Source organism: Bradyrhizobium sp. 87 (assembly GCF_023073015.1).
Lineage (GTDB): Bacteria > Pseudomonadota > Alphaproteobacteria > Rhizobiales > Xanthobacteraceae > Bradyrhizobium > Bradyrhizobium canariense_D.
Genome location: NZ_JADPIQ010000133.1, coordinates 94,097 through 111,320, shown reverse-complemented (window position 1 = coordinate 111,320; position 17,224 = coordinate 94,097). Strand labels below are relative to the sequence as shown.

Sequence of the window (17,224 nt, the reverse complement as noted above, 5' to 3'; positions counted from 1 at the left end):
TTCTACCGAGCGGGCTTGTGGTGCTATCGGCGTCATACCCTCGTGTCATCGCCCGGTTGACCGGGCGATCCAGTACTCCGAGGCAGCTGTGATTGAATCGATAGGCCGCAGCGTACTGGATGCCCCGCTTTCGCGGGGCATGACAGCGATCCTGGTGCTTACCGGATCGTCCCCACTGGCTGCGCCTGTGCCGTGCCCCCGCGCATGCGAGCGAGCAGTTCGGCCGTAGGCCAGGAATCGGCCGGCAGACCGTATTTGATCTGCATCGCCTTCACCGCGGCGCGGCTTTGCTGGCCCAGCACGCCGTCGACCTTGCCGACATTGAAGCCGGCCTGGACCAGAAGCTGCTGCAATTGCTTGAGCTCGTTGAACGGCAGCTGCGCGACCGGCGTGGACGGCTTTCGCATCGGAGCCGCGCCCGCGATGCGGGTGGCGAGATAGCCCGCGGTAGTCGAATAGATCAGCGAGTTATTCCACTCGGTGTAGGCCGCGAAATTCGGGTACGCCATGAAGGCCGGACCGAAGCGTCCCATCGGCAGCAGCACGGAGGCCGCGAGATTGTCGTTCGGCAGCGGCCGGCCGTCGGGATAGGTAACCCCGAGCTGCGCCCATTTTGAGCGCGGCAGCTGCACCGTGAGGTCGGTCTGATCCCACGGCAGGTTCTGCGGCACCTTGATCTCCTCCAGCCACGGCTCGCCGCGCCGCCACTTCAAGCCGTTGGCGATGTAGTTCGCGGTCGAGCCGATCACGTCGTCCTCGCTGCGGAGGAGATCGCGTCGGCCGTCGCCGTCATAGTCGACGGCATAGTTGACGTAATGCACGGGCAGGAACTGGGTCTGACCGAGCTCGCCGGCCCAGGAGCCGACCATCTCGTCCGGATGCAGGTCGCCCCGCTCGATGATCTTCAGCGCGGCGATGGTCTCGTTCACGAACATCTCCGAGCGGCGGCAATCATAGGCCAGCGACACCAGCGATTTCAGTGTCGGCAGATTACCCATGTTGACGCCGAAATCGCTCTCCAGTCCCCAGAACGCGGCGATCACTGCCGGCGGCACACCGTATTCCTTTTCCGCGCGCGCGAACGCGGCCGCATGTTGCTTGATATGCTGCTGGCCGTTCTGCATGCGATAGGGCGCGGCCATGCGGCCGGCAAATTCGGTGAAGAGCTGGCCGAACACGCGCTGGCCGCGGTCGCGATTGACGATGCCCTGGTCGTAGACGAGGTAAGGCGAGGCCGCCGCGATCGTCCGCTGCGACACGCCGGCGGCAACGGCCTGCTGTTTCACGTCGACCAGGAAGCGATCGAAGTTCGCCCCGTTATGGCACGACGCCGCGCGCGGCGAGGGCCCAGTGGCCCTGGGAGCCGCGGGCTTTGCCGGCGGCGGCGCGAACTGGGCAGAGGCGGGAAGGGCGAGCGTGAGCAGGGCGGCGGCCGCGATCGCAAATCGGGTCTGGAGCATGAGGTTTCCGCAAGGGGAGGAGACGCTTGGATTCTCGGCCAAGCTTAATGGAACGATTGACCTCAAACCAGTGCCGCGGCTCCGCGACGCACCTTGAAACCTTGCGGGCGGGCCGGGGTCATCCCTACCTCATGCTCGCCGGCCCGCAACGCCTCCAGCGGCTACGGCCGGCCTCGGGAGACGGCCATGAATTATCTTCGTACCGCAATGCTGCTCGCAGGCCTCACCGCCCTGTTCATGGGCGTCGGCTATCTGATCGGCGGTGCCGGCGGCGCCATGATTGCGCTCGTCATTGCCGCGGCGACCAATCTCTTCACCTACTGGAACTCCGACCGGATGGTGCTGTCCATGTATGGCGCCCATGAGGTCGACCGCAGCAGCGCACCGGAGCTGGTCGGGCTCGTGGCCGAGCTAGCGGCCCGCGCCGGCTTGCCGATGCCGCGCGTGTTCCTGATGGAGGAGCCGCAGCCCAACGCGTTTGCCACCGGGCGCAATCCCGAGAATGCCGCGGTTGCGGTCACCACCGGGTTGATGCACCAGCTCAGCCGCGAGGAGCTTGCGGGCGTGATCGCGCACGAGCTCGCTCATATCAAGCACCACGACACGCTGCTGATGACTGTGACCGCGACCATTGCCGGTGCGATCTCGATGCTGGCGCAGTTCGGCATGTTCTTCGGCGGCAACCGCGACAACAACGGCCCGGGCATCGTCGGCTCGATCCTGATGATGATCCTCGCCCCGATCGGCGCCATGCTGGTGCAGATGGCGATCAGCCGCACCCGTGAATACGCCGCGGACAATCTCGGCGCACGCATCGCCGGTCAGCCGATGTGGCTGGCATCGGCGCTGGTGAAGATCGAAGGCGCGGCGCATCAGGTCCCGAATTTCGAGGCGGAACGAAATCCAGCCACCGCGCACATGTTCATCATCAATCCGCTGTCGGGCCACGGCGTGGACAATCTGTTTGCCACCCATCCCTCGACGCAGAATCGCATCGCGGCGCTTCAGGAGCTCGCAGCCGAGCTCGGTGCGCAGGCGTCGCCGTCGGTCGGCGCCAATGAGAACTATCCGCCGCGGAGCCCGTGGGGCCGCTCCTCCTCGCGCGGGCCTTGGGGCTGACGCAGCAGCGGCTCTAATTTGCGCGCTTTGTGACCTGTCGCACACAGGACGGTCCCGGCCGGTGTTAACACCCTGCCGTGACAGTTCCTGCGAAAGGGGATGCGTGGCCGGCCCTCTGCCTGCCACCGTCGAAGATGACCAAAGCTGCAGTACCATTGTTGGTCGTCGTGGGCGTGCTGATTGGCCTGTCCACGCACACCGTCGTCAATTGCGGAGACGAGGACGAGCCCGACATCTGTTCGGCGGTGATCGGCTTCTCGCCGCTGCGCGGCTCGCTGATCGCGTTCGCCTATGAGGGGCGCGGACGGATCGCGCTGCGCCACGGCGACTGGCGGCGGGCGATCGCGGATTTCGACGAGGCCATCCATCTCAATCCCAACCGTGCCTCGCTCTATCGCGATCGGGCGTTGGCGCGCCGGCAGAACGGTGACCTCGAACTTGCCATCGAGGATTACGACGAGGCGATCGCGCATGATCCCAGGCACGCCGCGCCCTACCACCAGCGCGGTCTCGCGCTCGCGGCCGCCGGCGATCTCGATCGCGCGATCCTGAGCTACAACACCGCGGTCCGCCTCGACCCCTCCGATGCGCAGCCTCGGCTCGATCGCGGCCTCGCCTTCCTGGCGCGTGGCCAGGCGAATGAAGCGCGCGCCGATTTCGAAGCCGCGCTGGCGCTGCCCGCCGGCAAGGATGCCCGCACCCGCGATGCGGCACGCGCAAAACTCGCTGACCTCGCGAGTGCCGAGCCGACCCGGCTCGCCGCGCCAGGGCGGTAGAGATATCTAGAGCTGCGTGCGCCGCTGCAACCCTCTCCCCTTGTGGGAGAGGGTGGCTCGCCGCGAAGCGGCGAGACGGGTGAGGGGTATCTCTCCGCGCGTGAGTCTGCTGCAGTTGAATTCGCGGAAACAACCCCTCATCCGGCGCTTCACGCCACCTTCTCCCACAAGGGGAGAAGGAAGAAAGTGCGCTCCTACTTCTTGGTTTTGGCCTTCTTCGCCTTCTTCACCGGCTTTTCCGTGGGCGCCTTCTTCTCCACCTTCACCGCGACCGGTGTGCTGGCGGCGATCCGCATCGACCGCGCGTAGCTGTCGGCGACGTTGTCGGCGGACATCTGCAGGCGCTTGGCGGCGGCAACGGCCTGCTCCATGGTGGCCTTGGCCATCATCTTGAAGCGGTCGCCGGTCTCCTTGCCCTTGGCCTTGGCCGCAAGGCCGTTGAATCGATCCCGGCGCTCCTTGGCGCGGGTCATCAGGCCCGTATGCAGCTGTCTGGCCAGTTGCCGGATCACGACATCCAGGTCGGCGTCCGCCATGTTGTTCTATCCTCTTCGAAAACGGTATCGATGCGGGCGGGACTATGCAGATCGGGCCCCACCTTGGCAATTCCCGGCCGCGCGTCATCCGCAGCTTCCGGTGACCAAAACAAAAAAGCCGCGCTGTGCGCGCGGCTCTCTGCCTTGGTTTTGCGCTGTCTGTCTTACTTCAGCGAGGCGACCGGGCCGCTCGCAGCTGCCGGATCGGGGTCGAAGCCGAACACCCCCACCAGATACTTGTAATAGTCCGGCAACTTCTCCTTGAGCGCCTCGCGCGACTTCGGGTCGTGGAATTCGCTCTTCCCGGCCAGGAAGATGCTGGCGGTCACCGCAAAGAATTCCATGTGATTCTTCAGCGCATAGGATTCCTTGGGCAGGAGATCCTTGGACTTGGCGTAGGCGTAATAGCCGATCACGCCCTTGTTGGCGTAGCCGTCCGGCAACAGCCGCGCATGGTAGGCGTGCAGCAGTTCGTGCAGCAGCACCGCTTCCTTTTCGTAACGCATCATGTCCGGCCGCAGCATGATCACGCCGAGGCCGGAATCGACCGCGAGGTCGACGGCGTTCGGATTGCTCCAGCGCTGCTTGTTGGGGTCCCAGACCGTCAGCGTGCGGGGAGCGGTGCGCTGGATGTCAGGCGTGACCCGGCCGTAGCACGCGGTCGCGGCGCCTTCGTCGAGGCAGGCCAGCTCGCTGGCGATGATCGGGACGGTGCGGAAGAAGCGCAGCACGCGCGGCGAGAGGCCGGCAGCCTCGACCACGTCGATCTGGCTCTTCACATTGTCGGTGAGCTTGTCGACATCCTTGCGGTCGGAATTCTCCGACAGGTCGAACATGTAGCCGCGGTAGCTCTGGAAGCCCGGCGGTAACGCCTGCGCTGCGCCGGAGGACGGATCCAGCGGTCCGGCATGGGATGGATTGGCAAAGAGCGCGCCGACAATGGTCGCGGTCAGCAGCAACGCAATGCGCATGATGAACCCCCTGATGTCACTTCACGCGGCAGAATAAGCCGCCGTTGTTTGCGAAAAGTGAGTGGGGCGAGACTAAGGCAGCGATGTTGAGGCGTGCTTAATCGATCGTTGCGGATCGCGGAACTGAATTAGCGCCGAGTTAACCAAGCGTGGATTGCCCGCGCGCTTCGGCGTAGCATGCGGTCCGGGCACCAAGCCCTCAAACCAGATAGCCCGAAGCGAGGATGCCATGTATGCCGCCATCCGTCAGGCCAAGGCAAAAAGCGGGAGCGCCGAAGAGCTGGCGCGCCGTATCAAGGAAGGCGCCGTTCCGATCATCAGCGACGTCGACGGCTTCCGCGCCTATTACGTCGTCTATGCCGGTGACGACACGGTCACGGCGATTTCGATCTTCGACAAATTCGAGCAGGCGGAGGAGGCGAACAGGCGTGCGATCGCCTGGATCGAGAAGGATCTGGGCGCGCTGCTTGCAGGCGACGCCCGCGCCGCCGCCGGGCCGGTGATCGTGCATACGCTGGCGTAGGGATTGGGTGCAGCCGCACATTCAATTGTCATCGCCCGGCTTGACCGGGCGTCCAGTACTCCGAGACGGCAGGGATTGAACCGATAGGCCGCGGCGTACTGGATGCCCGCCTTCGCGGGGCATGACAGCGGTGTGCTTTACAGCTCCCTCGCATTCGAGAATGCAAAGCTCGACACCCGCCGCGTCGTCTCGTCCAGGATCAGGGTGCGCGTGATCGGCGGCTCGGCGCGCTGGGCGCAGTTTTCGCGCTCGCAGAGACGGCAGTTGACGCCGATCGGCGTGCCCTCCGTTTTCTCCAGATCGATGCCGGCAGCGTAGACGAGGCGCGCGGCGTGACGGATCTCGCAGCCGAGGCCAATGGCGAAGCGCGGCTGTGGCAGCGGGTGCGGCGCGACGGGGCGGCGCACCATCTGCGCGATCGAGAAATAGCGCGTACCGTCCGGCAGCTCGATCACCTGCTTCAGCAGGCGGTCAGGCGTGTCGAAGGTCGAGTGCACGTTCCACAACGGACACGTGCCGCCGAATTTCGAGAACGGGAACGTGCCCGACGAAAATCGCTTCGAGACATTGCCTGCATTGTCGACGCGCAAGAGGAAGAACGGGATGCCGCGCGCGTTCGGCCGCTGCAGGGTGGTGAGCCGATGGCAGACCTGCTCGAAGCCGGAATTGAAGCGCTGCGCCAGCAGATGGATGTCGTAGTTCAACGCTTCTGCCGCGGCCAGGAAGGCCGGGTAGGGCATCATCACCGCGGCCGCAAAGTAGTTGCCGAGCGTGATCCGGAATAGGCGGCGCGGTGTGTCGTCGAGCGCGCCGGCGCGGCCGATGATGGTCTCCAGATGCTGCGCGCATTCAACGAGGCCGAGCTGAAAGGCGAGCTGGAACGCGCGGCCGGGCGGGTCGACCAGTTCGGAGATCAGGAGCTGGCGCCGATGGCGGTCGAAGCGCCTCAGCGTCTCGCGCATCACGTCCACCGGCATGATGCGAGTCTGGATCGAATGCTTTTCGCGCAGCCGTGCCGCCAGTGCCGCATAAAGCTCTTCGGCCGGCACGTTCAGTCCGTCGCGCAGAGTCTCCGCGGCCTGCTCGAGTTCCGGAAAGTAGTTGCGGTTGGCCTCGATCAGCTCGCGGACGCGCTCGACCGGATTGGCCTCATAGCGGGTGCCGACGTCGCGGTCGGCCATTTGCGCCGCGGCCAGCGTCTCGCCCTGGCGGGCCTCGGTATAGGCGGCATAGAGCCGTTGCAGCGCATGGGTGACGCCGGGGCAAAGCTCGGCCAGATCGCGCAGTTCCTGCTTGGGAACGTCGATCTGGCGGAACAGCGGGTCGGAGAAGATCTCGTTGAGTTCGGCGAAGAAGCGGTCCTCGTCGGCGGTCGCGAGGTCGCGCAGGTCGAGGTCGTAGGTTTCGGCCAGCCGTAGCAGGATCTGCGCAGTCACCGGACGCTGGTTGCGCTCGATCAAGTTGACATAGCTCGGCGAGATCCCGAGCCCCTCGGCGATCTGAGTCTGCGACAGCCCCAATTGCTGCCGGATCCGCCGGAAGCGCGGGCCGACGAAGAGCTTCTTACCGGATCCGGCGGGCATTCTAGGTCTCCAAAGTCGTAAGGCAGTCTTACTGACCTATATTCTTCACAAGTTTTACAAAGTGACATTTATTACAATCACCTATGTTACATGACATCACCATTCAAATACAAGACTACTATACGAGCTAGTCTTTCTCGCGTTTAGCTTCTGACACGCATCTCGCAATGCATTGTCAAGAATGTCGATGGCGGTGCCATCGTCGTGAAAGGATCAGGCACATGAATTACCAGCCCCGCGGCATCAGCACCTTCCAGGCCCCTGCCTCGTATCAGAGTGAGGTCGAGGCGGCCCGGTCGCTCCTGGAGACCCAGCCGACCTGGAACGGGGTGTCGGCCGAGGCCGTCGCCCGCATGCGCCTGCAGAATCGCTTCAAGACCGGCCTCGACGTCGCTCGCTACACCGCGGCGCTGATGCGGGCCGACATGGCCGCCTACGACGGCGACCCCACCAAGTACACGCAGTCGTTGGGCTGCTGGCACGGCTTCATCGCCCAGCAGAAGCTGATCTCGGTCAAGAAGCACTTTGGCAAGACCGATCGCACCTATCTGTACCTGTCCGGCTGGATGATCGCGGCGCTGCGCTCCGAGTTCGGCCCGCTGCCGGACCAGTCGATGCACGAGAAGACCTCGGTGCCGGCGCTGATCGAAGAGCTCTACACCTTCCTGCGTCAGGCCGATTCGCGCGAGCTGAACGATATCTTCCGCAACCTCGATAAGGCCCGCAAGGAAGGCGACAAGACCAGAGAGAAGGAGCTGATCGAGAAGATCGATAACTTCCAGACCCATGTCGTGCCCGTCATCGCCGACATCGACGCCGGCTTCGGCAATGCGGAGGCCACCTATCTGCTCGCCAAGAAGATGATCGAGGCGGGTGCCTGCGCGCTCCAGATCGAGAACCAGGTCTCGGACGAAAAGCAGTGCGGCCACCAGGACGGCAAGGTCACCGTGCCGCACGAGGTGTTCCTGGCCAAGATCCGGGCCTGCCGCCACGCCTTCCTCGAACTCGGCGTTGAAGACGGCATCGTCGTGACCCGCACCGACTCGCTCGGTGCCGGCCTGACCCAGCAGATCGCGGTCAGCCACAAGCCCGGCGACCTCGGCGACCAGTACAACAGCTTCCTGGATTGCGAGGAAGTGACCGCGGAGAACGCCCGCAACGGCGACGTCATCATCAACCGTAACGGCAAGATGATGCGTCCGAAGCGCCTGCCCTCCAATCTCTATCAGTTCCGCCCGGGCACCGGCGAAGACCGCTGCGTGCTGGATTGCATCACCTCGCTGCAGAACGGCGCCGACCTGCTCTGGATCGAAACCGAGAAGCCGCATATCGAGCAGATCGCCAAGATGGTCGACCGGATCCGCAAGGTGGTTCCGAACGCGAAGCTGGCCTACAACAACTCGCCCTCGTTCAACTGGACCCTCAACTTCCGTTGGCAGGTCTACGACGCCATGAAGGAAGCCGGGAAGGACGTCAGCAAGTACAATCGTGCCGAGCTGATGAAGCCGGAATACGACGATACGCCGCTGGGGAAGGAAGCCGACGAGCGCATCCGTACCTTCCAGGCGGATTCGGCCAAGCGTGCCGGCATCTTCCACCACCTGATCACGTTGCCGACCTATCACACGGCGGCGCTATCGACGGACAATCTGGCGAAGGAATATTTCGGCGACCAGGGAATGCTCGGCTATGTCAAGAACGTCCAGCGCGCCGAGATCCGTCAGGGTATCGCCTGCGCCAAGCATCAGAACATGGCCGGCTCCGACATCGGCGACGACCACAAGGAATACTTCGCCGGCGAGGCTGCCCTGAAGGCGGGCGGTGCCCACAACACGATGAACCAGTTCGGCTAACGCATCACGCTAATCGACAGGAGACGACAATGACCAACAGCAATTTCTGGGTGATCGGCGGCGAGTTCGGTTCGATGAACTTCCACAAGCTCGTGGAAGGTTCGGCCCAGGTGCAGGGTCCGTTCAAGACCCGCAAGGAGGCCGAGGACGCCTGGCGCTCGGTCTCGGAAGAGAACCGCCACAAGGCGGGCGTCCGCTTCTCGATCGTGGAAGAGCCGTCGCGGGTCTCGGCGTGACAATCTGAACTTGCATGCCAATCTGAATAAGAAGACGTCCAAGGACGGAGGGTCCCATCCGGCGCAAGCCGGGTGGGACCGTCTGTTTTTGGCACAGGTGAAAGATTTGTGGGCGTCGTAAGTCACTGGAATTGTAGGCCCTTTGCGGACACTTTGGTTGCTGATAGGTTAATCCCGCCAAGTGAGGACGAGGCCGCCAATGTCAGAGCCCGAGACCAGCGGGATCCATCCCAGCCAGCCGCGCCCGGTGCGGCTGCGCGATGCGCTGTTGCGCGCGCGGATCGAGGCCGCCGACCGGACCGGCGTCGTCGTCGATTTGCGCGATGCCGAGGTGGCGCGGCTCGAGATCCTCAACGATTCGCTCGATCCCCTGTTCGCGCAGGTGCCCGATCAGATCGACCTGTTCGACCGTGGCATCAGCCAGGGCGACACGCCCAGGCTCTGGATCGACGTCGTCGCGCATATCTTGATGGGGCGTGACAAGCGAATGTACCGCTTCGTGCAGGACACCCGCTTCGGCCGCATCGTGCTCGCCGAATCGCACGACACCGCTGTCATCGTCGAGGCCGTGACTGATTATGTCGCCCGCCGCATGATCGAACGCGAGCATGCGATGGTGGTCCCGCCCGAGCCGAAGCCCGAGCTAGCGCCGCCGCGGCGCCGCTCGCGCGTCTGGCCGTTCGTGTTCGGATTTGTGCTCGGCGCCGCCGCGCTGTTCGGTGTTGCCGTGCTCGCGGCCCTGCGGAGCTGGTGAGACGTTCGCCGTCGTCATTGCGAGCAATGACGGGCGGCCTCAAATCAATCTCACATGCTTGATCTGTCCGATCTGAAGTCCAGCCCCCAGGCTCCGCACCGTCTGCTCGCAACGCCAGCCGGCGTTGTCCTTCTCGATCGTGAACAGATTGTAGGCCGCAGCCGGGGTGCGGCCGTGCGCGAGCGCGGAGGCCGACGGCACGCCGAGGGCCGGAATATTGCCGTTGGGTCCCTCGAACCACATCGTCGAATGAATGTGGTCGTGTCCATGCAGGATCAACTCGACGCCGTGGCGTTTCAAAAGCGTCAGCAGCCCGGCGGAGTCAGTCATGCGCTTGTGGCGCGCGCCGGACTTCAGGGGATGATGCACCAGCAGCACGCGAAAGACGTCCTCGGTTGCGAGCCGCTCGAGCACCTCTTCGAGCGCCGCGAGCTGTTCGCGTCCGAGCGCGCCTGTCGCCATCAACGGCAAGGTGGGCACCGCCGTGGACAGGCTGATCAGTGCGAGCGGCCCGCGCCGGCGCAGGCTCGGAAAGCCGATACGGCCATCGTCGCCCGCAAGATAGGGCGCGAAGGTTTCGCCGAAGCGATGAAACGTAGCGCGGACATAAGCGTCGTGATTGCCGGGAATCGTGGTGACGCGGTCGGGCGGACCGACGCCGTCGAGCCAGGCGCGCGCCGGCGCGAACTCCGCCTCCAGCGCCAGATTGACGAGATCGCCTGTGACCGCGATGTGGTCGGGACCTTGCGCCTTCACGTCGGCGACAAGGGCGTCGAGCACCTCGCGGCGCTGGTATTTGTGACGGTTGCGCGTCCAGTTGACATAGCCGAACGCGCGCTTGCCGGCGAGCTCGATCAGCCGCGGCTTCGGCGGCGGCGGCAGATGCGGGTCGGACAGATGGGCGAGCGTGAAGGGAGCCATGGGGGGCGATTGCCTCGCTATTCGTCCGCTGTAATGGCAAGGTCGCAGGCTAGGTGCAAGCGGGGCATCAAGGGAGCCCGATGGGGGAACGTCTGAACAGCGTCCGACGGAAATTCGAGCCGCTGCTGCGGCGAATCTTCCACGCCTATTTCCTGCTGGTCCGCGGGATGACGCTCGGCGTCCGCGCCGTGGTGGTGGATGCCGACACCAGGGTGTTCCTGGTCAGGCACAGCTACGTCACGGGCTGGTATCTGCCCGGCGGCGGCGTCGATCTCGGCGAGACCATGGAGCACGCGATGCGCCGCGAGCTCAAGGAGGAGGGGGATATCGATCTCACCGGCGACGCCGTGCTGCACGGCATCTTCCTCAACAGCCACGTCTCCCGCCGCGACCATGTCGCGGTCTACGTCGTCAGGCAGTTCAAGCAGGATCGCCTGCCCGCGCCCAACCGCGAGATCGCGGAGTGCGGATTCTTCGCGGTCACTGCGCTGCCCGAGGGGACCACGCCGGGCACGCGGTTGCGGATCGCCGAAGTCCTGCACGACAGGCCGCGGATTGCGACGTGGCGATGATGGCTGCCCGTGCTAGTAGATCGCCGCGCCTGCGGTGTCGGCGCATGGACGAGGGATGAAGATTGTCTGAATCGACGACGTCATGGCCATTTCGGGTCGCCGTGCTGGTGCCCTGTTACAATGAGGAAGCCGCCGTCGCGACGGTCGTCGCCGATTTCCGCAAGGCCCTGCCTGCGGCCGAGGTCTACGTGTACGACAACAATTCGACCGACCGTACCGCGGCGGTCGCGCGCGAGGCGGGAGCGATCGTGCGCAGCGAACGGCGCCAGGGCAAAGGCCACGTCGTTCGCCGCATGTTCGCAGACATCGAAGCCGACATCTACGTGCTCGTCGATGGCGATGCGACCTACGACGCGCCGAGCGCGTCGCGCATGATCGACCAGCTCCTCGACGAGCATCTGGATATGGTTGTCGGCCTGCGTGTCGATCAATCGCAAGCGGCCTACCGGCGCGGTCATCGCATCGGCAATCGGCTGTTCACCGGTTTCCTGGCATCGACTTTCGGCCACACCTTCAAGGACATCTTGTCCGGTTACCGCGTGTTCTCCCGCCGCTTCGTCAAATCCTTTCCCGTCCTGTCCGGCGGTTTCGAGATCGAGACCGAGTTCTCGGTCTATGCGCTGGAATTGTCGCTGCCGGTCGCCGAGGTCGGGACGCCCTATTATGCGCGCCCGGAAGGCTCCTTCTCCAAGCTCAATAGTTGGCAGGATGGGTTGCGCATCTTCAACACGATGCTGAAGCTCAACCGGTTGGAGCGGCCGCTGCGCTTCTTTTCGGCGATCGGCATCGTCTTCGCGCTGCTGTCGATCGCTTTCGGATTGCCCGTGGTGATCACCTTCCTCGAAACCGGCCTGGTACCGCGCCTGCCGACCGCCGTGCTTTCCATGGGTCTGATGATCATGGCGCTGCTTTCGGCTTCGTCGGGGCTCGTGCTCGACACCGTGACGCGCGGGCGGCGGGAAATGAAGATGCTCGCCTACCTGTCCCAACCACCGCTCGGGCGGAGCTGAAATTGCCCCGGGGGCCGGGCGCAATCGTATGGACCGCTGCCCTCCAAGGTGATATCCCGCCGACGCGATGAACGATCTTTCCCTCACCATCCGGTCGGAAGCCGTCGGCGATGCTCAGGCGATCGAGCGGCTGCACGAACGCACCTTCGGACCGGGCCGCTTCGTGCTCAGCGCGTACCGCATCCGCGAGCACGTGGACCATGTGCTCGATCTATCCTTCACCGCCCGCGTCGGTACGTTGCTGGTCGGATCCGTCCGGCAATTGCCGATTTGCGTCGGCGACACGCCGGCGTTGCTGCTCGGGCCCCTGACGGTCGAGCCTCCGTTCCGCAGCCGCGGCGTCGGCCGGCTGCTGCTCGAGCGCGCGCTGAAGGATGCCAAGGCGCAGGGCCATCGCCTGGTGCTGCTGGTCGGCGACGAACCCTATTACAGCCGCGTCGGCTTCAAGCAAGTCCCCAAGGGACGCGTCACCATGCCGGGCCCGGTCGATTACAGCCGGCTCCTCGTCATCGAGTTGGTCGAGGGCGCGTTCGAAGGCGTATCGGGGCCGGTCGGTCCCGACTGGAGCAAGACGCGAACCTGACGCGCCCTCGCTTCGAAGCTCACATGAAGGTAGGGCAGTGCCGGTCGATCAGCAATATTACCGGGAAGTGGCGTCCGGGAGCACGGCGGAAAAGCTGCTGATCGCGGCGCGCGACCGCATCTACCAGGATTTCATCGCCCAGATGCAGCCGTCCTCGGCGGACGAGATCCTGGATGTCGGCGTGTCCGACGTGATCAACGACGGCGCCAACGTGCTCGAGCGAAGCTACCCGGATCAGCACAAGATCACGGCTTGCGGGCTCGGCGAAGGTATCGGGTTCAAGGCGGCTTTTCCGCTTTGCCGTTACGTGCAGATCGAACCGAATACACGGCTGCCGTTTGACGACAATGCGTTCGACGTCGCGACGTCCAATGCCGTGCTCGAGCATGCCGGCAGCCATGAAAACCAGGTGTTCCTGGTCGAGGAGCTTGGCCGCGTCGCGCGACGGGTCTTCATCACGGTGCCCAACAGGTTCTTTCCGGTTGAGCACCACACGGCCATCCCGCTGGCGCACTATCTGGACGGCACCTTCAGGATCGCCTGCATGATCGCCGGCAAGTCGGAATGGACCGACGAGCAGAATCTGATCCTGATGACGCGAAAACGGCTGCTGGGGCTCGCCGCGCTGGTTGCCAAGTCTGCGAGTGCTAAGTCCTCCAACCCCAAGTCCGCGGCCGTGGGCTACACCGGTTTGTCGCTCGGCCTGCTATCGTCCAATCTCTATCTCGCATTCCGCTGAAGCAGCCGCCTCCCGCCCCAGCATGATCCCGATGAAGAAGATCCACACCAGCAAAGCCTTCTTCGTCGTGTTGTTTCTCGCGGTGCTGGTCGGCCATTTCTGGACCATGATGCGATGGAACGAGGCGCGCGGCGTCTATGACGACATCTGCTACCTGCGGCAGGCGCATCTGTTCCAGAGATTCGGGCTGGTGGAGGGATTCGACACCAGCCTCACCCGCGACGACGATGGCTATCAGAAAGCAAAGCTGAAGGAGATCGGCTACCCCGACTGGAACGATACGACCGCGGCGCCATGTCACAATCTGATGCCGGCCACGGGGAAGGTCGTCATTCAATACCCGCCGGGCGTCGGCCTCGTGTTGGCGTTGTTTCCGCCAGGGCACCAGGTCGCGCCCATGTACATGCTGGCGACCATTGTCGTCCTGGGCTTTGCGCTGTTTGCGCTTTCTCTCGCGCGCAGCATGAGGTTGGTCCTGATGGCCGGGACGTTCGGCTGTCTTGCGATCTACCTGATGGTCAATCCGGTCAAGGCGAGCTATTCGATGGCCCCGACGGTCGTCGTGTGCGCGCTCGTAGGATGTCTCACGGCGCGATGGCTGGCGGGCCCGCGATCTCAACCGAATATCTGGCTGCTGGCGCCAATCGGTTTCCTGCTCGGATTGACCGTCGACTTTCGATTGGCCAACCTTTTCCTGGCGTCGGGCTATGGTCTCTTTCTCCTCGTCGCGTTTCTTGCGAAGCGGACGATGTCCCGGTTCTTGCAGGGGCTTGTGTTCGGCGTCGCGTTGCTGGCCGGCGTGATCCCGACCATCGTCTCTTACGCCGTCAACGCCGGCAGTCCGTTCGCATCGACCTACGGCAACAATCCCGATGTCAGGCCACTGGATTTTTCGTTCGCGGTGGTCCGGGACTATCTGGCCGATCCGCTCCAGACCTTGCTGATCGTCATCGGAATCGCAGGCTCGATCTGGCTGTTGCGGCAGGCGAACGGCATTCGCCGCGTCGCGCTGCTCACGATCGCCAATCTGGCGCTCAACCTCGCCTTCTTCTTCACCTATCCGATCGCGACACCGTACTACACGATCCCTATTTCTCTCCTGACATTATGGACCCTGCTGTTTGCCGTGCTGTTTCAGGAGGCATCAGAGGGGGCCCCCGAAGCGGCCGCCTCAGCCACAGCACGATGAAGTCCGGCTAGCAATCGCGCTTTCAGAACTTGAAGTTCGCGAACGCCCGTACCCCGATGCCGGGCATCAACACCTCGTCGTTGGTGTAGGACACCGAGTTGCGGATGTTTTCGTTCAACAGATTGTTGCCGACGAGGCCGAGCAGCATCTCGCGCGCGCCGAATGCATTCGGGTTGAGCTTGGTCTTGTAGCTCACCTCGGCCTTCAAGAGATTGTAGCCCGGTGTCGGCGTCTCCGCGATCACCGCGACGTTGTTCTGAGCGAAGGCGTGCAACAGATTAACGCGCATCAGCCAGTTGTCGTCGCGCCAGAACACGCCGCCGCCCAGTCTCACCGGCGGAATGCGTGGCACGTTGGTGCCGTCGGTGAAGGTGGCACGGACCACGTCGAACTGGTTCTCGATGCCCCAGATGCCGCCCTGGAACGCGCCGACATCGAGCTGCGACTGAAATTCGCCACCGCGGAAGTTCGCGTCCCGCTGCGAATAGACCGCCTGGTTCACCTCGGCGCCGGGCGTGCCGCACGAGGCAAAGTCGTCGTCGCACATCACGCCAGTGAGACGGCGATAGATGAAGTTGTTGAAGTGCGTGTAGTAGACGGTCGCCTCGAAGCGGAACGGCCCCGTTGCCTTGCGCAGGCCGACCTCGACGGACTTCGCGGTCTCGATGCCGAGGTTGGGATTGCCGATGTCGAAGGTCGCGGTCGCATCATGCGCACCGCGCGAGAACAGCTCCGCCGCCTTCGGCGCGCGCTCGACATATTGCGCGGTGATGCTGCCGACCAGGCCGCCCGGCAGGTCCTGCAACAAGCCGATGCTGCCGCTCTTCGGCGTGAAGGACGGATTGCGACCGATACCCGCCTGCGGCGTGCCGTCGGGCAGGAAGTCCGCGGGAAAATCCGGCGTCGTGCCGTGCAGCTCGACATGCTCGATGCGGCCGGCGATCTGCGCCCGCGTCGCTTCCGTGAACTTGAACTCGTTGAAAGCATAGCCCGCAACGCGCGTGCTGTTGTTCGGGTCCCACAGGCCGTTAAACAGCGTGCCCGGATTGTCCGGGCTCGGCGCGCTCAATTCCTGATGGCCGACCTGGAAGCCCAGCGCCGTCGTTACCTCGGCGAAGCGCGCGTTGAACGGCATCAGCTGCACCTCGGTGCGGATCTCCTGCTCCTTGTTGGTGAAGGTTTGCCGCACGCCGTCGGTGTTGGGATCGGCGGGATCGGCAAGCCCGATCTCGTTGTGCCGGTAATCGGTCGCGCCGGCCCAGAAGCGAACGACATCGATGGCCGTAGCGTCGGGATGGTACTCGCCCTTGACGTTGATCTTGGTCTGATGGCCGTCGATCCGCGTGTTGTGGTCGGCGCCGTCGACGCCGGGGATGTGGTAGAGCGCGTCGTTCTGCGTGATCGCCGCACCGATATAGCCGCCCTGGAAGAAGTAGGAGCCGCCGATCGAGGCGCCGTCCGAGCGCGTCGCCGAGTTGGGCTGGCGTCCGTTGGCGACGGACCGGGTCTGGTCATTCAGGTACGGGTAGCTCGGGATGCTATAGTCGGTGGTGTTGCGGCCGTAGACGTCGGCATGGAAGGCAAAATTGCCGCCGCCGGTGTCGAGCAGCACGCCGCTTTCGACGCCGCGGTCGACCGAACTGAACGCGCTGCGCGTCTCGGCGCTGACGCAAGGCGAAGTCGCGGCCGCTGCGAGCGGCGCCTTGACCGGCAGGCCGAAGCTCTGGAACGGCTGGGCACCGCAGTTCGGCAGCGCATCCGGAATCCGGTTGTTGGTGGCGCTGACGACGCCGCCGATCGAGGTCGAGCCATAGCGCAGCGCAGCCGGCCCGCGTACCACCTCGACCTGGTTGGTCGCGAGCGGATCGATTGGAACGAAGTGATCCTCGCCGAGATCGGAGGCGCCGCCGGCATTGGTGCCGTTCTCGACGATGCCGACGCGGTTGACGTCAAGTCCCCGGATGATCGGCCGGCTGGAGGCGCCGGGCGCGAAGCTCGATCCGGTGATGCCGGGTTTCGAGAACAGGAGGTCGCCGAGCTGGCCGCCGCCCTCGCGGCGGATCTCTTCGTTCGGCACCACCGTGACCGTCGCGAACTGGTTGGTCACGATGGGCAGCACGCCCTGCTGAGGTGCGGCCGGCGTGGAGGTTGCCGGCGTGGCGTCCGCAGCGCGTTGGTGGCTGCGTGCCCGCGCGGTTCGGGTGGGACGACCGGGGTTGCGGGTCGGCACCACCGCCCTGCGCACGATGGGGCTCGGAGCCGTCACGGTGACGGCGGGGATCTCGGTCGATGACTTATCCTCGGCCAGCGCCGAGGTGGCGGCGCCGAGCAGGAGCAGGCTTGCTCCGCCAAGGCGCCGCGCGCGCCGCAATTTGAATGACATGGTCCTGATTCCAGTC

The 17,224-nt window shown here is 64.5% G+C and carries 17 protein-coding genes; 11 read left to right on the top strand and 6 right to left on the bottom strand.

Features of this window, described 5'->3' with window-relative positions; translation table 11 throughout:
• Nucleotides 1-158: 158 nt before the first annotated feature.
• Nucleotides 159-1,460, bottom strand: a complete 1,302-nt coding sequence (locus IVB50_RS35590; RefSeq protein WP_204513818.1) for a lytic murein transglycosylase — start codon at nucleotides 1,458-1,460, stop codon at nucleotides 159-161.
• A 186-nt stretch (nucleotides 1,461-1,646) separates the two neighbouring features.
• On the opposite strand from IVB50_RS35590, the gene htpX reads away from it, so the two are divergent.
• Both htpX and IVB50_RS35580 read left to right on the top strand, forming a co-directional pair.
• Entirely contained in the window at nucleotides 1,647-2,579 is a 933-nt protein-coding gene (htpX, locus tag IVB50_RS35585) for a zinc metalloprotease HtpX (protein ID WP_204513819.1), read from the top strand.
• Between the two features lie 134 nt (nucleotides 2,580-2,713).
• Complete coding sequence (locus tag IVB50_RS35580; protein ID WP_247299588.1) at nucleotides 2,714-3,355, top strand: tetratricopeptide repeat protein; 642 nt, start codon at nucleotides 2,714-2,716, stop codon at nucleotides 3,353-3,355.
• Nucleotides 3,356-3,549: 194 nt separating this feature from the next.
• Here the strand turns inward: IVB50_RS35580 and IVB50_RS35575 are convergent, their stop codons facing one another.
• Together IVB50_RS35575 and IVB50_RS35570 are read right to left on the bottom strand one after the other, a co-directional pair.
• Nucleotides 3,550-3,891 (bottom strand): hypothetical protein, encoded by a 342-nt coding sequence (locus tag IVB50_RS35575; protein ID WP_204513821.1) that lies wholly within the window; start codon nucleotides 3,889-3,891, stop codon nucleotides 3,550-3,552.
• 164 nt (nucleotides 3,892-4,055) lie between these two features.
• On the bottom strand, nucleotides 4,056-4,862 hold the full coding sequence (locus IVB50_RS35570; RefSeq protein WP_018454970.1) for a hypothetical protein: 807 nt from the start codon (nucleotides 4,860-4,862) through the stop codon (nucleotides 4,056-4,058).
• A gap of 229 nt (nucleotides 4,863-5,091) precedes the next feature.
• Between IVB50_RS35570 and IVB50_RS35565 the strand changes: the two genes are divergently transcribed.
• Nucleotides 5,092-5,385: an antibiotic biosynthesis monooxygenase gene (locus IVB50_RS35565; RefSeq protein WP_007607017.1), complete on the top strand. Its 294-nt coding sequence runs from the start codon at nucleotides 5,092-5,094 to the stop codon at nucleotides 5,383-5,385.
• A gap of 137 nt (nucleotides 5,386-5,522) precedes the next feature.
• On the opposite strand, the gene IVB50_RS35560 is transcribed toward IVB50_RS35565, so the two are convergent.
• The gene (locus IVB50_RS35560) at nucleotides 5,523-6,968 is read right to left on the bottom strand and encodes a short-chain fatty acyl-CoA regulator family protein (protein ID WP_018454969.1); all 1,446 of its coding nucleotides are present in this window, start codon (nucleotides 6,966-6,968) and stop codon (nucleotides 5,523-5,525) included.
• A gap of 221 nt (nucleotides 6,969-7,189) precedes the next feature.
• On the opposite strand from IVB50_RS35560, the gene IVB50_RS35555 reads away from it, so the two are divergent.
• The 3 genes from IVB50_RS35555 to IVB50_RS35545 all read left to right on the top strand — a co-directional run bounded on the left by IVB50_RS35555 (nucleotide 7,190) and on the right by IVB50_RS35545 (nucleotide 9,811).
• Nucleotides 7,190-8,821 (top strand): isocitrate lyase, encoded by a 1,632-nt coding sequence (locus tag IVB50_RS35555; protein ID WP_018454968.1) that lies wholly within the window; start codon nucleotides 7,190-7,192, stop codon nucleotides 8,819-8,821.
• 29 nt (nucleotides 8,822-8,850) lie between these two features.
• Nucleotides 8,851-9,057, top strand: coding sequence for a hypothetical protein (locus IVB50_RS35550; protein ID WP_007595122.1), 207 nt, complete (start codon nucleotides 8,851-8,853; stop codon nucleotides 9,055-9,057).
• Nucleotides 9,058-9,256: 199 nt separating this feature from the next.
• On the top strand, nucleotides 9,257-9,811 hold the full coding sequence (locus tag IVB50_RS35545) for a hypothetical protein (protein WP_018454967.1): 555 nt from the start codon (nucleotides 9,257-9,259) through the stop codon (nucleotides 9,809-9,811).
• A 39-nt stretch (nucleotides 9,812-9,850) separates the two neighbouring features.
• Here IVB50_RS35545 and IVB50_RS35540 read toward each other — a convergent pair whose 3' ends face one another.
• Complete coding sequence (locus IVB50_RS35540) at nucleotides 9,851-10,732, bottom strand: metallophosphoesterase (protein WP_085361315.1); 882 nt, start codon at nucleotides 10,730-10,732, stop codon at nucleotides 9,851-9,853.
• An 80-nt stretch (nucleotides 10,733-10,812) separates the two neighbouring features.
• Here IVB50_RS35540 and IVB50_RS35535 point away from each other — a divergent pair, with 80 nt between their 5' ends.
• From IVB50_RS35535 to IVB50_RS35515, 5 genes are all read left to right on the top strand, one after another.
• Complete coding sequence (locus tag IVB50_RS35535; protein ID WP_085352656.1) at nucleotides 10,813-11,304, top strand: NUDIX domain-containing protein; 492 nt, start codon at nucleotides 10,813-10,815, stop codon at nucleotides 11,302-11,304.
• Nucleotides 11,305-11,366: 62 nt separating this feature from the next.
• The gene (locus IVB50_RS35530) at nucleotides 11,367-12,314 is read left to right on the top strand and encodes a glycosyltransferase family 2 protein (RefSeq protein WP_247299586.1); all 948 of its coding nucleotides are present in this window, start codon (nucleotides 11,367-11,369) and stop codon (nucleotides 12,312-12,314) included.
• Nucleotides 12,315-12,381: 67 nt separating this feature from the next.
• Nucleotides 12,382-12,897 carry an N-acetyltransferase gene (locus IVB50_RS35525; protein WP_018454963.1) on the top strand — a complete coding sequence of 172 codons (516 nt, stop codon included), beginning with the start codon at nucleotides 12,382-12,384 and terminating at the stop codon, nucleotides 12,895-12,897.
• Nucleotides 12,898-12,934: 37 nt separating this feature from the next.
• Nucleotides 12,935-13,636, top strand: coding sequence for a methyltransferase domain-containing protein (locus tag IVB50_RS35520; protein WP_247299584.1), 702 nt, complete (start codon nucleotides 12,935-12,937; stop codon nucleotides 13,634-13,636).
• A 31-nt stretch (nucleotides 13,637-13,667) separates the two neighbouring features.
• Nucleotides 13,668-14,825 (top strand): hypothetical protein, encoded by a 1,158-nt coding sequence (locus tag IVB50_RS35515; protein ID WP_240543335.1) that lies wholly within the window; start codon nucleotides 13,668-13,670, stop codon nucleotides 14,823-14,825.
• 22 nt (nucleotides 14,826-14,847) lie between these two features.
• Here the strand turns inward: IVB50_RS35515 and IVB50_RS35510 are convergent, their stop codons facing one another.
• On the bottom strand, nucleotides 14,848-17,208 hold the full coding sequence (locus tag IVB50_RS35510; protein ID WP_247299582.1) for a TonB-dependent receptor: 2,361 nt from the start codon (nucleotides 17,206-17,208) through the stop codon (nucleotides 14,848-14,850).
• Nucleotides 17,209-17,224 lie beyond the last annotated feature (16 nt).